Here is a 14,887-nt window from a genome sequence, read left to right as displayed (position 1 = left end):
GTAAGGAGAGGTGAATCAGGCGGGAATAACTTAGCGGGCAGCCTCATAGATACGGCGGCTGACGTCCAGAGTGATATCCTGATTTTCGCCAAGCTTAGTCATGCCGTGCTCTTCCAGCTTCGCCAGCAGCGCCGGGATGGAGCTACCGTCGAGACCGTAATCGGAAAGGCGAGTCGGCACGCCCATTTGCTCGAAGAAACTACGGGTTGCGGCGATAGCGGCATCGATACGCTGTTCTTCGGAACCTTCGGTGATATTCCACACGCGCTCGGCGTACTGCAGCAGCTTAGCGCGCTTGGTATCGCGCTTCTCATTCCACAGCGCCGGCAGCACGATAGCCAGCGTCTGAGCGTGATCCAGGCCGTGCATCGCCGTCAGTTCGTGGCCGAGCATATGCGTCGCCCAGTCCTGAGGCACGCCTGCGCCAATGAGGCCGTTCAATGCCTGCGTCGCCGCCCACATAATGTTGGCGCGCACGTTGTAATTCTCCGGCTCCTGCAGCGCTTTCGGGCCATCTTCCACCAGCGTTAGCAGAATGCCCTCGGCGAAACGGTCCTGAATTTTGCCGTCAACCGGGTAGGTCACGTACTGCTCAACGGTATGGACGAAAGCGTCAACGACACCGTTAGCGACCTGGCGCGGCGGCAGGGTGTAGGTGTAAACCGGATCGAGGATCGCGAAGACCGGCTGAACGTGTTCGGACATAAACGCGCGTTTATCGCCGGTGGTTTTACGCGAGATAACCGCGCCTTTATTTGATTCGGAACCGGTCGCCGGCAGGGTCAATACTGAGCCCATCGGAATAGCGCTGGCAATCTTGTTGCCGTAGGTTTCCAGAATTTCCCACGGATCGATATTCGCGTCATAGTGCGCGGCCGCGGCGATAAATTTGGTGCCGTCGAGCACCGAACCGCCGCCAACCGCCAGCAGGAAGGTCACGTTCTCTTCACGAGCGATTTTCACCGCGTTCATCAGCGTTTCGTAAGACGGGTTTGGCTCAATTCCGCCGAACTCCAGCACGTCAAAGCCAGCCAGCGCGCTCAGTACCTGATCCAGTACGCCGGTTTTCTTCACGCTACCGCCGCCGTAAGTCACCAGCACGCGAGCGCCGGCTGGGATTTGTTCGCGCAGATCGGCGATGGCGCCTTTGCCGAACAGAATGCGGGTTGGGGTATGTAAATTGAAGTTATTCATGGCTGGTGCCCTCATAAAGATGAAACTCCCGGCAGAAAGGACGACTCTCTGCCCGATGGCGGCTATTGTGTTCCTGCGACCGTTTCCTCTCAATGCACATTCCTGCCATTGTCTTGCCCATTTCTCCATTAGGCTGGAGAAAAAGAAGGAAACTACGCACAATAAGCTTGTAGAAAAGTCGTCGGAGAAGCAGCGAAAATGAACCGTGCCGAGATATGCCAGCTATTAACAGATAAAGTTAACAAGCTGAAAGATAAGCAAGAAATGCTAAGTGAACTGCTGCCGGATATCCGTCTGCTGTACGGGACGCAGCCGGGCACCCGTACGCCGGTGATGTACCAGCCGGGGATCGTTTTTCTCTTTTCCGGCCATAAAATTGGCTATATCAATGAACGAACCTTCCGTTATGACACCAACGAATACTTACTGTTAACCGTCCCGCTACCGTTCGAATGCGAAACCTTCGCGACCCCGGAAGTGCCGCTGGCTGGAATGCGGTTGAATGTCGATATTTTGCAGTTGCAGGAGCTGCTGATGGATATCGGCGAAGATGAGCTTTTTCAGCCGTCGGTCGCCTCCAGCGGGATCAACTCGGCGGTGTTATCGGAAGAGATCCTCTGCGCGGCGGAACGCCTGTTAGACGTGATGGAGCGGCCGCTGGACGCGCGCATTCTCGGTAAACAGATTATTCGCGAGATCCTTTATCATGTCCTGATTGGCCCCTGCGGCGGCGCGCTGCTGGCGCTGGTCAGCCGACAGACGCACTTTAGTCTGATTAGCCGCGTTTTGAAGCGTATTGAAAGCCAGTACACCGAAAACCTCAGCGTCGACCAGCTGGCGGCGGAAGCGAATATGAGCGTTTCGGCGTTTCACCATAACTTTAAATCGGTTACCAGCACCTCGCCGCTGCAGTATTTGAAGACCTATCGCCTGCATAAGGCCAGAATGCTGATGATCCATGACGGTATGAAAGCCAGCGCGGCGGCAATGCGCGTCGGCTATGAAAGCGCCTCGCAGTTTAGCCGTGAGTTTAAACGCTATTTTGGTATTACACCGGGTGAAGATGCTGCGCGTATTCGCACAATGCAGGGGATTTGATAAGGATGCGGCGCCTGTAGCCCCGGTAGGCGTTAGCTCTACCGGGGACTTTGAGACCATCCGGGGCGAGTGAATCAGGCGCTGCAGTATTTCTTCTTGATAACGACGATAACCGTACCAACGAGGCCGGTCACCAGCAGGGCGATCGGTAAAATCATCAGGCAGGTCATGACCTGGTCTTCGTGGTTTTTCACGAACGGGATCATGCTCAGCGCATAGCCGAGACCGGTGACGACGCCAACCCACAGCAGGCCGCTGAGCCAGTTAAAGAACTGGAAACGACGATTCGGCAGGCCGGAAATACCCGCCATGGTTGGCAGCAGGGTGCGGACAAACGCCAGAAAACGCCCGGCCAGCAGCGCCAGCAGGCCGTGTTTATCAAACATGTTGGTGGCGCGCTGATGATATTTGTGCGGCAGATGCGACAGCCAGCCTTTCACCATCGTGGTATTACCCAGCCAACGCCCCTGTAAATAGCTCAGCCAGCAGCCGAGGCTGGCGGCGGCGGTCAGTATGGCGAGAGTGGGGATAAAATCCATGACGCCTTTAGCGATTAACGCACCGGCGAGCAGCAACAGGCTATCGCCCGGTAAAAACGAAGCCGGCAGCAGCCCGTTTTCCAGAAACAGGGTCGCGAACATGACCAGATATACAAAACCCACAACGTGAGGGTTTGCCAATGCGGCAAAATCATGTTGCCACAGCGCGGCGACAATCTCTTGAATGACAACCATGGACTTTCCTAAGTGGTACCGTTTTTCGACTAGTGTACTCCTGAAGCGGCCCGAGCACCTTGATCCCGGGCGCAACAAAAGCGGCCGCTTTTCTGAAAGCGTCCGCTTTTGTTGCCACTTCCTGTCACTTTACACGATACGCGCGAAACCTGCCGCTAAATCCGCCAGCAGATCGTCAACATTTTCTAAACCTATGTGCAGTCGAATAAGAGTGCCGCTGAAATCCACTTCCGCCCCGGGGCGGATGGCCGCGATATGTTCCGGCTGATTGGCGAGAATCAGCGATTCGAACCCGCCCCACGAGTAGGCCATGCTGAACAGGCTGAAGTTGTCCAGATAGGCTGCCAGCTCGGCGTCGGTGAGACGTTTATTAAGGACGAAAGAGAACAGCCCGCTGCTGCCGCTGAAGTCGCGCTTCCAGAACTCGTGGCCCTTGCTGCCCGGTAGCGCCGGATGATTGACTCGCGCCACCTGCGGGTGCTGCGCCAGCCATTCGGCGACGCGCAGGCTGCTTTCATGATGCTGACGCAGGCGGACACCAAGCGTGCGCAAGCCGCGGCTGGTCATGTAGGCGGTATCGGCATCGACCATCTGGCCCATCAGATAGGCGTTTTCACACAATTGCTCCCAGCAGCGGGCGTTGGCCACCGCGGTGCCGATCATCCCGTCGGAGTGACCAATTAAATATTTCGTTGCCGCCTGAATAGAGATATCGATACCAAAATCGAGCGCTTTAAACAGTACCCCTGCCGCCCAGGTGTTATCGATCATGATAATGGCTTCCGGCGCGACGCGGCGCACGGCGGCGACGATGGCCGGCACATCATGCACTTCCATGGTGATCGAGCCGGGGGATTCCAGAAACACGACTTTAGTATTGGGTTGAATCAGGTTGGCGATATCCGCGCCGATGAGCGGATCGAACCAGCCGGTCGTCACCCCGAGCTTCGCGAGGATCTTAGTGCAGAAGTCCTGGCTGGGCTCATAGGCGGTGTTGGTCATTAACACGTGGTCGCCCTGTTCGACGAAGGCCAGAATCGTGTTGGCGACCGCGGCCGCGCCGCAGGGGAAGAGGGCGCAGCCGGCGCCGCCTTCCAGTTCACACATGGCTTCCTGCAGCGAAAAGTGGGTCAGCGTGCCGCGGCGGCCATAAAACAGCTCGCCTTTGGCGCGATTACGGGTGGCGTGTTTTTTAGCCTCGACGGTATCGAACACCAGCGATGAGGCGCGTTGGATAACGCTATTCACCGAACCCTGAGTATATTTTTTGCGGCGCCCGGCGTTGACCAGCGCGGTATCAAGATGTTTATCAGCCATGTTATAGAAACCTGTTTTTATACGTCTGGACGTCTAAACTACCATGAATACCGGTTTGTGTACCGGGCCGCAAACGATACAGGCAAAAATTTTCCCGAAACCGGCGTCAGCCGCTTTTTTACTGCGTAAGCGCAAAGAAAATAAACGTGATTTGCTGCACAGTGTAAATACTAATGAGAACCACTATCAATTCGATGTCGTTTTGATATTATTATGCTCAGTTTTTGTGATTGACGTCCTGGAGAAACAGTGTGGGTAATAATTTGATGCAGGCGGATCTCTCCGTTTGGGGTATGTATCATCACGCCGATATTGTCGTTAAGGTTGTGATGATTGGCTTGATTCTGGCTTCAGTAGTCACCTGGGCTATTTTCTTCGGCAAGGGTGCCGAAATGTTGTCCAGCAAGCGTCGCCTCAAGCGTGAGCAGCAGCAGCTCAGCGAAGCGCGTTCTCTCGATCAGGCTAACACTATCGCGAATGGATTCCATGCTAAAAGCCTGACCACTCAGCTGATTAACGAAGCCAATAATGAGCTGGAACTGTCGGCAGGCGTGGATGACAACGAAGGCATTAAAGAACGTACCGGTTTCCGCCTTGAGCGTCGCGTGGCGCAGGTTGGCCGCTACATGGGCCGCGGAAATGGTTATCTGGCAACCATCGGCGCTATTTCCCCGTTCGTCGGTCTGTTTGGTACCGTCTGGGGCATCATGAACAGCTTTATCGGTATCGCGCAAACGCAGACGACTAACCTGGCGGTTGTCGCGCCGGGTATCGCGGAAGCGCTGCTGGCAACGGCGATTGGCCTGTTTGCCGCGATTCCGGCGGTGGTTATCTATAACGTCTTCGCCCGCATGATTGCCAGTTACAAAGCGTCTCTTGGCGATGTGGCTGCGCAGATTATGCTGCTGCAAAGCCGTGACCTTGACCTGAACGCCAGTGGTTCTCAGCCGCTGCGTCCGGCGCAGAAATTACGGGTAGGTTGATCCGCTATGGCGATGCATTTTAACGAAAACCTCGATGATAACGGCGAAATGCACGATATTAACGTCACGCCGTTTATCGACGTCATGTTGGTGCTGTTGATTATCTTCATGGTGGCGGCGCCGCTGGCCACCGTGGACGTCAAAGTCAACCTGCCGGCCTCATCCAGCCAGCCGCAGCCGCGTCCGGAAAAACCGATTTACCTGTCGGTGAAGGCGGACAAATCGATGTTTCTCGGCAACGATCCGGTGACCGAAGAGAGCGTGATTGCCTCGCTGGACGCGCTGACTCAGGGTAAGAAAGACACCACCGTGTTCTTCCGCGCCGACAAAACCGTCGACTACGAGACGATGATGAAAGTGATGGATACGCTGCATCAGGCCGGTTACCTGAAAATTGGTCTGGTGGGCGAAGAGACCGTCAAAGCGAAGTAATTTCCCCCAGGATTTCTCCCGAAAGGCCAACACAGTGTTGGCCTTTTTTATTTCCCTACCGACTGCGTATCGTTTTGATATGGGCCAGCTGCGATATAATGGCGGCCATTTTTACAAACTGACAGGACCTTATGGAACGCTTTCTGGAAAACGCTATTTATGCTTCGCGCTGGCTGCTGGCGCCGGTTTATTTCGGCCTCTCGCTGGGGCTTATCGCGCTATCGATAAAATTTTTTCAGGAGATATTCCACATCCTGCCGCATATCTTCAGCGTCAGCGAGTCGGATCTGATTCTGACGCTGCTTTCGCTGGTCGATATGACGCTGGTGGGCGGGCTGCTGGTGATGGTGATGTTTTCAGGTTATGAGAACTTCGTCTCGACGCTGGATATTAACGAAGGCAAAGAGAAGCTCAACTGGCTTGGCAAAATGGATGCGACATCGCTGAAAAACAAGGTGGCGGCGTCGATTGTGGCTATCTCTTCCATTCACCTGCTGCGGGTGTTTATGGATGCGAAGAACGTGCCGGATAACAAGCTGATGTGGTACGTCATTATCCATCTCACCTTTGTGCTGTCAGCCTTTGTGATGGGCTATCTCGATCGCCTGACCAAGGTAAAGCACTGATGTGACAACTTACCCGGCAGCCTCGCGCCGCCGGGTAGGGGCATTACGCCTGGCGTTTGTCTTCGGTCTGGGTGTCGAAATCGCGGGCATCATGGCGCTCGTGCAACTGTTCGTCGAGCGGGCCATTGGTGCGGTTAACCATCCGTCCGCGCTTCACCGCCGGGCGATTGCCCACGTCCTGCGCCCAGCGCAGCACGTTAACGTAACTGCCGGCATCGAGGAATTCCGCGGCGTTATAGACGTTGCCCAGCACCACGTTGCCGTACCACGGCCAGATCGCCATATCGGCAATGGTGTACTCTTCTCCGGCCACAAAGCGCCCGCGCGCCAACTGCTTATCCAGCACGTCGAGCTGACGTTTCGCTTCCATGGTAAAGCGGTCGATCGCGTACTCGATTTTCACCGGCGCATAGTTATAAAAGTGGCCGAAGCCGCCGCCGAGGAACGGCGCTGCGCCCTGTAGCCAGAACAACCAGTTCAGCGTTTCGGTGCGCCCGGCCGGGTCTTTCGGCAGGAAGAAACCAAATTTTTCCGCCAGATATAACAGGATGCTACCGGATTCAAATACCCGGGTCGGCGGAGTGGTGGAGTGGTCGCTCAGCGCCGGGATCTTCGAGTTTGGGTTCACTTCGACAAAGCCGCTGGAAAACTGATCGCCTTCGCCGATACGAATCAGCCAGGCGTCATATTCAGCGCCAGCCACGCCCAGCGCCAGCAGCTCTTCCAGCATGATAGTCACTTTCTGCCCGTTCGGCGTGCCCAGCGAATAGAGCTGCAGCGGGTGATTGCCAACGGGCAGCACTTTCTCATGCGTCGCGCCGGAAACCGGACGGTTGATATTGGCGAATGCGCCGCCGTTATTCTGTTTCCATTCCCATACTTTCGGTGGTTGGTAGTGATTGTCGGACATACTGACCTGCCTCTTTAGTAAGGTGTACAAAAATAGTGAGGTGTACAAAAAAGTCTAGCAGCTAATCTCAGGCCATAATCCGCGCGGCCCACACGCTGACGTCATCGCCGCTGCCGAGGTCAGGCTGCACCAGACCGTTGACCATAAACGTCGGCGATACATGGATGCCATTCTGGCGGGCGTATTTACTGTGCCATTTGATTTCGTTTTGCAGCTCAGGGCGGGCAAATGCCGCCGCCAGCGACACGTGGCTGTAGCGTTCAAGGCGCTCGATAATTTGCTGCGGAGTGGTATTCATATTCGGCCCGCTGCAGTGGTCGGTGAATTCAAACTCTTCACGATGATCGGCAACCGCCTGCAGGACTTTGTGCGCCTGCTCTCTGCCGTGCGGCAGGGTGGAGGCGGCCAGCACGCAGCGCACTATTACCCCGGAAAACAGATGCCATGGCTGGGACTGCAGGCGAATCTTAATCGTGACGTTTTCGGCGCCGAGTTCATCCAGCAATTCATCAAGCTTGTTGAAGGCGCGAACGGAAAACGGACAGGTTGGTTCGAGGAATACTTCAAAAGTCCGCGGGCCGTGTCCCCAGACCAGCGGCTGGGCATTGAGATGCGAAGGTGCGCTCATTGTCGACTCCTGATGTAGTGATGTTTTTTTGTTATGTGTTGGCTAACAATATCACTTTTGCCAATGGACGCCGGGTTATTTTCTATAAGGGCACGTTTAGCGAATCGAATGAGTGGTATCATCTTTTCACCTCTGTCTGGTAAGTGCCTGCGGCAGGATAAGAAGAGGGAGTTTTGTTCCGCCAACTGCCCGGGCTGCATTAATTTGAGGTCAGGCTAAATGAGTAAAGGATCGACCAGTATTGACGCCCCTTTCGGCACGCTTTTAGGCTACGCGCCGGGCGGCGTGGCAATTTATTCTTCGAATTACAGTAGCTTAAATCCACAAGATTATCCGGATGACGCCGCTTTCCGCAGCTATATCGGCAATGAGTATATGGGGCATAAATGGCAGTGCGTAGAGTTCGCGCGGCGCTTTTTATTCCTCACCTACGGCTTTGTCTTTACCGATGTCGGTATGGCTTATGAAATCTTCTCGCTGCGCTTTCTGCGCGAAGTGGTGAATGACAACATTCTTCCCCTGCAGGCCTTCGCCAACGGCTCGCGTCGTCCGCCGATCGCCGGCTCGCTGCTAATCTGGCAGAAGGGCGGCGAGTTTAAACATACCGGCCACGTGGCGGTGATTACGCAACTGGTAGGGAATAAGGTCCGTATCGCCGAGCAAAACGTCATTCACGCGCCGCTGCCGCAGGGCCAGCAGTGGACCCGCGAGCTGACGCTGGAAGTGAAAGACGGCGTCTACACCATCAAAGATACCTTTACCGATACCGAAATTTTAGGCTGGATGATCCAGACCGCCGATACCGAGCACAGCCTGCCGCAGCCGGTGCTGCCGGGCGAGGAGATGAAAATCAGCGGCGCGCGGCTGCCGAATAAGGGCCAGTTCCGCGGTAACTGGCTCAATGAGAAAGACGCGCTGCAAAAGGCCTATGTTGAAGCCAACGGTCATTTCATCAATCAGGATCCCTACCAGTACTTCACCATCAGCGAGAGCGCCGAACAGGAGCTGATTAAAGCGACTAACGAACTGCACCTGATGTATCTGCACGCCACTGATAAGGTGATGAAGGATGACAACCTGCTGGCGCTGTTCGATATTCCGAAAATTCTTTGGCCGCGCCTGCGCCTCTCGTGGCAGCGCCGCCGACATCATATGATTACCGGGCGCATGGATTTCTGCATGGACGAGCGCGGGCTGAAGGTGTACGAATACAACGCCGACTCTGCCTCTTGCCATACGGAAGGCGGATTGATCCTCGAACAGTGGCTGAAACAGGGCTATCGCGGTACCGGCCATAATCCGGCGGAAAATCTGCTCGAGGAGCTGGCGGGGGCGTGGAAACACAGCCGCGCGCGGCCGTTCGTGCATATCATGCAGGATAAGGATCTTGAAGAGAACTACCACGCCCAGTTTATTCAGCGTTCGCTAACCGAGGCGGGCTTTGAGAGCAAAATTCTCTTCGGTCTTAATGAGCTGCGCTGGGATGCTGCCGGACAGCTTATCGACGGCGATGGCCGCTTGGTTAACTGCGTGTGGAAGACCTGGGCATGGGAAACCGCCATCGAGCAGGTGCGTGAAGTCAGCGCCGATGAGTATGCGGCGGTGCCGATTCGTACCGGTCATCCGCAAAATGAGGTGCGCCTGATTGACGTCTTGCTGCGCCCTGAAGTATTGGTATTCGAACCGCTGTGGACGGTTATCCCCGGCAACAAGGCGATTCTGCCGGTGCTGTGGTCGCTGTTCCCGCATCATCGTTATCTGCTGGATACCGATTTTGTGGTCAATGACGAGCTGGCGAAAACGGGTTATGCGGTCAAACCGATCTCCGGGCGCTGCGGTAATAACATCGATCTGATAAGCCCGCACGATGAGGTATTGGATCAGACCAGCGGGCAATTTGTCGATCGCAAAAATATTTACCAGCAGCTGTGGTGTCTGCCGAAGGTTGACGGCAAGTACATCCAGGTGTGCACCTTTACGGTGGGCGGTAACTATGGCGGAACCTGCCTGCGCGGCGATGATTCGCTGGTGGTGAAGAAAGAGAGCGATATTGAGCCGTTAGTCGTACTGAAAGACAACGAGTAACGGCCGCAAACCGGGCAGCGGCTAGCATCGCTGCCCGGCACCTGCAAAGCTTCAACGTACAACTAACACAACAACAAGACAGAAAAGGAAAAGCATATGCACGATCGGCGCCTCGCCGCCCGCGCGGGTGAACTTAAGCCCTCCGCCGTCCGCGAACTTCTCAAACACAGTAAACTGCCCGGCGTTATTTCGCTTGGCGGCGGTATTCCGGCTCCGGAACTGTTTGATACCGAAGGTCTCAACCTCGCGGTGCAAAAGGTGATGAGTGAACGTTTTAATGATGCGTTCCAATACGGCCTTACCGAAGGATATCCGCCGCTGCGCCAGGCGGTGAGCGAAATCTGCCAGTCGCGCGGCGTGGCCTGCTCGGCAAGCCAGGTGTATATCACCTCCGGTTCGCAGCAATCGCTGGATATCGTTGCCCGCACGCTGCTCGATCCGGGCGATGCGGTCGTCGTTGAACGTCCGACCTACCTTGCCGCGCTGCAGGTATTCCAGCTGGCGCAGGCGAATATCCTGAGCGTCGATACCGACGATAACGGCATGCTGGTTGAACAACTGGCCGATCTGCTGGAGACGACTAAGGTTAAAGCGGTCTATCTGGTGCCGACGTTTGGCAACCCCGGCGGTAAAACCCTCAGCGACGATCGTCGCCAGCGGCTGGTGGCGTTAGCGAAGCAACATGATTTTGTGATTATCGAAGACGATCCCTACGGCGAAATCAGCTTCACCGATAAAGTGCGGCGTCCGCTGTATCAACATGCGATCGAACAAGGCTGTGAAGATCGGGTGGTGTACACCTCCACGTTCTCCAAGATCCTCGCACCGGGAATGCGTATTGGCTGGATCGTGATGCCGGAATGGCTGGCGCACCAGGCGGTGATCGTGAAGCAGGCGGCGGATCTGCATACCAATATGCTCTCTCAGGTTATCACCGCTGAGTATCTGGGAATGAATCGCCTGAACAATCAGATCGCCCTGATCCGCGAAGACTACCGCAAGAAGTGCGTGGCGCTGGCCGAGGCACTGGAAAGCCGTCTTGGCGAGCATCTTGAGTTTAGCCGCCCGGAAGGGGGAATGTTCCTGTGGGCCCGCTTCCGCTATCCGTTCGATACCATAGCGTGGCTTGAGAAAACGCTGGAAAACGGCGTGGTTTACGTACCTGGTGAAGCGTTCTACAACGATAATCCGGATACCCGCACGCTGCGTCTTTCCTACTCGACGGTTTCTGAAGCCGGTCTGCTGACCGCCGTCGAACGTCTGGCGAAATCGCTGTAATCTTTTGTCTCCGCACCGATGACCGGTGCGGAGCGCTTTAAATCGGGGTAGGGTTTACTCTTGCTCGGCGATGCGATCGTCAAGCCAGATGAGCATCAGGGAAGAGAGAAAAGCGACAGCAATAGTGCCAATAAACAACAACATAAAGATTTCCTCAGGGGTTTTATTATTTTTCTAATGTAACCGGTGAGTGGCTATTTTTGTTTGCAATGGTGATTTTGGTGTCATGCTGCGCTGTTGCAAGGGTGAAAAAATCATCAGCGTCAACATCGAAATTCAGTACTATTTCCCGGTACTTTCTGGCATTAACAAGTTCTTTAGCTTCTTTCATACTACTGGCGATAATAGTAGGCATCAGTTTCATCTCAGTTTGAAAACTAGCAGCAAAATAAAAGCTTGTTCGTATCAGATCAACATTTTTTTGCCGACGCTCTAAAAGCGCATCTCATGACGGTCTGCTGATACCCGGAACCCTGCTAAGTGGAATGCAGGTAAAAACGGAGGCCGAAGGCCTCCGCTAAAAGATAATCAAAAGCAGTAAGTAATTGACTTATAGCAGGCCAATCTCTTTAGCGGTACGGTCAACGGCACGCTTGGTTTTTTCAACCAGTTCATCGAGTTCGCTATGTCCGGCAATCAGCGCCGGCGCCATGATCATGCGCCCCAGCGTCGAGCGAATAATCACCCCTTCTTCAAAGCCGATGGTGCGACAGCGCCAGGCCAGTTCGTTCTCGTTGGCAAAGCGTTTGCGAGTGGCTTTATCTTCAGCAAACTGCAGGGCAGCCACCAGCCCGGCTCCCTGCACCTCGCCAATGAGCGGATGATTTTCAAACACTTCGCGCAGCGTTTTTTGCAGATAGGGGCCGCTATCGGTACGAACTCGGGTAACGTGGTTTTCATCGCGTAAGGCTTTCAGGTTGGCAATCGCCACCGCGGCCGCCACCGGGTGGCCGGAATAGGTCAGGCCGTGTGGGAAAACGCCGCCTTTTTCCACCAGCACTTCCGCCATGCGTTTGCTCAGTACCAGCCCGCCCATTGGTACGTAACCGGAGGTTAGCCCCTTGGCAATCGACAGCGTATCCGGTTCAAAACCAAAGTACTGATGCGCAAACCACTCGCCGGTACGGCCAAAGCCGCCAATCACCTCATCGGCGCACAGCAGCACGTCATATTGCCGGCAGATACGTTGGATTTCCGGCCAGTAGCTTTCCGGCGGGAAGATCATCCCACCCGCGCCCTGGAACGGCTCGGCGATAAAACCGGCGACGTTTTCCGCGCCCAGCTCAAGGATTTTCTCTTCCAGCTGGCGGGCGCAGCGCAGGCCGAACTCCTGCGGCGTCAGGTTGCCGCCGTGCATAAACCAGTAGGGTTCGTCGATGTGGGCCACGTCCGGGATCACGCCGCCCATTTCATGCATGAACTTCATGCCACCGAGCCCGCTTGCCGCCAGCGTGGAGCCGTGATAGCCGTTCCAGCGGCCAATCATCACCTTTTTCTCCGGCTTACCGAGGATCTGCCAGTAGCGACGAACGGTGCGAATCAGCACTTCATTCGATTCCGAACCGGAGTTGGTGTAGATAGCATGGCTGTAGTGCGGCGGCAGCAGGCTGAACAGTAGCTCGGAAAGCTCAATCACCGCCGGGTGGGTCGTGTGAAAGAACATATTGTAATAGGGCAGTTTGGCAAACTGCGCCGCGGCGGCGTCCGCCAGATCCTGGCGGCTGTAGCCCAACTGGGTACACCACAGGCCGGACATTCCATCGAGGTATTTATTGCCGTCGTTGTCCCACAGGTAAAGTCCTTCGCCGCGTACCATGACGCGCGCCCCTTCGGCGTTCAGCGCTTTTTGATCCAGGAAGGCGTGAATATGGTGAGCCGCATCTGAATGTTGGTAATCGGACGTCGAACGGTTCTGATTGCTTGGATTAGTCATTTCGTCTCTCCTGTCTGCTGAAACTGAAACCAGGTGGTTTTGAGGCTGGTGAATTTATCAAAGGCGTGCAGCGACAGATCGCGGCCAAAGCCCGACTGTTTGTTGCCGCCAAAGGGAACGGTGACGTCCAGCGCATCGACGGTATTTACCGAGATCGTTCCGGCGGTCAACTGCGCGGCGACGCGATGGGCGCGGTGCAGATTGTCGGTCCACAGCGAGGCGGCCAGCGCATAGATATGGTTATTCGCCAGATGGACCGCCTCCTGCTCGCTATCGAAGGCGCAAACCGCCAGCACCGGGCCAAAAATTTCCTCTTTCCACAGCGCCATCTCTTCGTTCACGTCGGTCAGTAGCGTCGGCTGAACGTAGTTGGCGACGCCGTCTATTTCCACCGTACGGCCGCCGGTAAGCAGCGTTGCGCCCTCGTCTTGCGCGCGGCGGATAGCCGCCATCACTTTTTCGGCATGGGCGGCGCTGACCATGGCCCCCATGCGGCTTTGCGGTTCGAGCGGATGCGCCGGAGCCCAGGCCTGCATTTTTTCCTGTAGTTTGGCAATGAAGGCCGCGTAAATCGGGCGCTCAACCAACAGGCGGGAGTTTGCCGAGCAGACTTCGCCCTGATTAAAACAGATGCCGAAGGCTGCTTTTTCAGCGGCCAGGTCGAGATCCTGGCAGTCGGCGAAGATGATATTGGCGCTCTTACCGCCGCACTCCAGCCATACTTGTTTCAGATTGGACTGGGCCGAATAGGCCATAAAGGCTTTGCCGACGGCGGTTGAGCCGGTGAAGGCGATGACATCGATATCGTGATGCAGTCCCAGCGCGCTCCCGGTTTCGGTTCCCAGCCCGGTCACCACGTTAAGCACGCCTGGCGGAATACCGGCCTCCAGCGCCAGTTCGCCCAGACGCAGGGCGCTAAACGGCGAGTTTTCCGAGGGCTTGAGGATTACGCTATTGCCGGCGGCCAGCGCTGGACCCAACTTCCAGGAGGCGAGGTCGAGCGGGAAATTCCACGGCACGATGGCGGCAACCACGCCGATGGGCTGGCGGGTAATGGTCGCCAGCGCGCCGGGCCTGGCGGGAGCCACTTCATCGTAGAGTTTATCTACGCTTTCTGCATACCAACTGAGGATGTGCGCGGCGCCGGGTACATCAATGTTCAGCGCATCGTTGACCGGTTTCCCCATGCTGACGCTCTCCAGCAGCGCCAGCTCTTCGCGATGTTGAAGGATCAGCGCCGAGAGGCGCAGCAGCGCGCGTTTACGCTCCTGCGGCGCCAGCCCCGACCAGACGCCGGAAGTAAACGCGCGGCGCGCGGAGGCGACGGCAATATCGATATCTTCCGCCTGCAGCGAGGTGACTTCCGCCAGCAGCGTATTGCTGGCTGGATTAATGGCGGGGCAGACTTTACGGCTTTTCGCGACGTACGGTTGACCATCGATAATGGCGTGGCTGATAAAGCGCTGCTCCTGCAGCCTGCGCTGCCAAAAGTTTCTATCAGACATGAACCTTCTCCTTCGCATGTTGCGTAATTGTTATTTATTTGTTTCTTTGAGTTCATGATGCAGGAGGCCAATGCGGCGAGAAAGGACTAAAAATTGAGGCTACCTCTATAAAAATCGTTGTTAGTCAGGATTGGCGATTTTCTGTGATCGAGGACGGGAGGTCG

15 protein-coding genes are annotated in these 14,887 nt (G+C 55.7%); 7 read left to right on the top strand and 8 right to left on the bottom strand.

Annotated elements, in window-relative coordinates:
* Positions 1 to 30: 30 nt before the first annotated feature.
* On the bottom strand, positions 31 to 1,194 hold the full coding sequence (gene yqhD, locus PGQ95_RS01950) for an alcohol dehydrogenase (protein ID WP_271032110.1): 1,164 nt from the start codon (positions 1,192 to 1,194) through the stop codon (positions 31 to 33).
* 198 nt (positions 1,195 to 1,392) lie between these two features.
* Here yqhD and PGQ95_RS01945 point away from each other — a divergent pair, with 198 nt between their 5' ends.
* Positions 1,393 to 2,292: an AraC family transcriptional regulator gene (locus PGQ95_RS01945; protein ID WP_015703501.1), complete on the top strand. Its 900-nt coding sequence runs from the start codon at positions 1,393 to 1,395 to the stop codon at positions 2,290 to 2,292.
* 74 nt (positions 2,293 to 2,366) lie between these two features.
* Here PGQ95_RS01945 and yghB read toward each other — a convergent pair whose 3' ends face one another.
* Positions 2,367 to 3,026, bottom strand: coding sequence for a DedA family general envelope maintenance protein YghB (yghB, locus tag PGQ95_RS01940; protein WP_087859811.1), 660 nt, complete (start codon positions 3,024 to 3,026; stop codon positions 2,367 to 2,369).
* A gap of 129 nt (positions 3,027 to 3,155) precedes the next feature.
* Entirely contained in the window at positions 3,156 to 4,343 is a 1,188-nt protein-coding gene (gene metC, locus PGQ95_RS01935) for a cystathionine beta-lyase (RefSeq protein WP_087859810.1), read from the bottom strand.
* Between the two features lie 251 nt (positions 4,344 to 4,594).
* Here metC and exbB point away from each other — a divergent pair, with 251 nt between their 5' ends.
* The 3 genes from exbB (at position 4,595) to PGQ95_RS01920 (ending at position 6,384) form a co-directional block, all read left to right on the top strand.
* Positions 4,595 to 5,326: a tol-pal system-associated acyl-CoA thioesterase gene (gene exbB, locus PGQ95_RS01930; RefSeq protein WP_015369670.1), complete on the top strand. Its 732-nt coding sequence runs from the start codon at positions 4,595 to 4,597 to the stop codon at positions 5,324 to 5,326.
* Positions 5,327 to 5,332: 6 nt separating this feature from the next.
* On the top strand, positions 5,333 to 5,758 hold the full coding sequence (gene exbD, locus PGQ95_RS01925) for a TonB system transport protein ExbD (RefSeq protein WP_015369671.1): 426 nt from the start codon (positions 5,333 to 5,335) through the stop codon (positions 5,756 to 5,758).
* Between the two features lie 131 nt (positions 5,759 to 5,889).
* Positions 5,890 to 6,384 carry a TIGR00645 family protein gene (locus PGQ95_RS01920; protein ID WP_015369672.1) on the top strand — a complete coding sequence of 165 codons (495 nt, stop codon included), beginning with the start codon at positions 5,890 to 5,892 and terminating at the stop codon, positions 6,382 to 6,384.
* 43 nt (positions 6,385 to 6,427) lie between these two features.
* Here the strand turns inward: PGQ95_RS01920 and yghU are convergent, their stop codons facing one another.
* Positions 6,428 to 7,294 (bottom strand): glutathione-dependent disulfide-bond oxidoreductase, encoded by an 867-nt coding sequence (yghU, locus tag PGQ95_RS01915; RefSeq protein ID WP_020077919.1) that lies wholly within the window; start codon positions 7,292 to 7,294, stop codon positions 6,428 to 6,430.
* Between the two features lie 67 nt (positions 7,295 to 7,361).
* A complete protein-coding gene (locus PGQ95_RS01910) occupies positions 7,362 to 7,922 on the bottom strand; it encodes a DsbA family protein (RefSeq protein ID WP_430916826.1) in 561 nt (186 codons plus the stop codon).
* A gap of 20 nt (positions 7,923 to 7,942) precedes the next feature.
* Here PGQ95_RS01910 and PGQ95_RS01905 point away from each other — a divergent pair, with 20 nt between their 5' ends.
* From PGQ95_RS01905 to PGQ95_RS01895, 3 genes are all read left to right on the top strand, one after another.
* Positions 7,943 to 8,065 (top strand): hypothetical protein, encoded by a 123-nt coding sequence (locus PGQ95_RS01905; RefSeq protein WP_323129966.1) that lies wholly within the window; start codon positions 7,943 to 7,945, stop codon positions 8,063 to 8,065.
* A 76-nt stretch (positions 8,066 to 8,141) separates the two neighbouring features.
* The gene (gss, locus tag PGQ95_RS01900) at positions 8,142 to 10,007 is read left to right on the top strand and encodes a bifunctional glutathionylspermidine amidase/synthase (protein ID WP_430916824.1); all 1,866 of its coding nucleotides are present in this window, start codon (positions 8,142 to 8,144) and stop codon (positions 10,005 to 10,007) included.
* Positions 10,008 to 10,103: 96 nt separating this feature from the next.
* Complete coding sequence (locus tag PGQ95_RS01895; protein ID WP_430916822.1) at positions 10,104 to 11,285, top strand: PLP-dependent aminotransferase family protein; 1,182 nt, start codon at positions 10,104 to 10,106, stop codon at positions 11,283 to 11,285.
* Positions 11,286 to 11,451: 166 nt separating this feature from the next.
* Here the strand turns inward: PGQ95_RS01895 and PGQ95_RS01890 are convergent, their stop codons facing one another.
* From PGQ95_RS01890 to PGQ95_RS01880, 3 genes are all read right to left on the bottom strand, one after another.
* On the bottom strand, positions 11,452 to 11,640 hold the full coding sequence (locus PGQ95_RS01890; RefSeq protein ID WP_047078357.1) for a hypothetical protein: 189 nt from the start codon (positions 11,638 to 11,640) through the stop codon (positions 11,452 to 11,454).
* A gap of 195 nt (positions 11,641 to 11,835) precedes the next feature.
* Positions 11,836 to 13,218: an aspartate aminotransferase family protein gene (locus tag PGQ95_RS01885; RefSeq protein WP_108684040.1), complete on the bottom strand. Its 1,383-nt coding sequence runs from the start codon at positions 13,216 to 13,218 to the stop codon at positions 11,836 to 11,838.
* Entirely contained in the window at positions 13,215 to 14,723 is a 1,509-nt protein-coding gene (locus PGQ95_RS01880; RefSeq protein WP_430916820.1) for an aldehyde dehydrogenase, read from the bottom strand. The genes PGQ95_RS01885 and PGQ95_RS01880 overlap by 4 nt, the downstream gene beginning before the upstream one ends.
* Between the last annotated feature and the right edge of the window lie 164 nt (positions 14,724 to 14,887).

This window comes from Klebsiella sp. 141240, assembly GCF_050600805.1.
GTDB lineage: Bacteria > Pseudomonadota > Gammaproteobacteria > Enterobacterales > Enterobacteriaceae > Klebsiella > Klebsiella aerogenes.
This window is presented reverse-complemented; position numbering and strand designations above follow the sequence as displayed.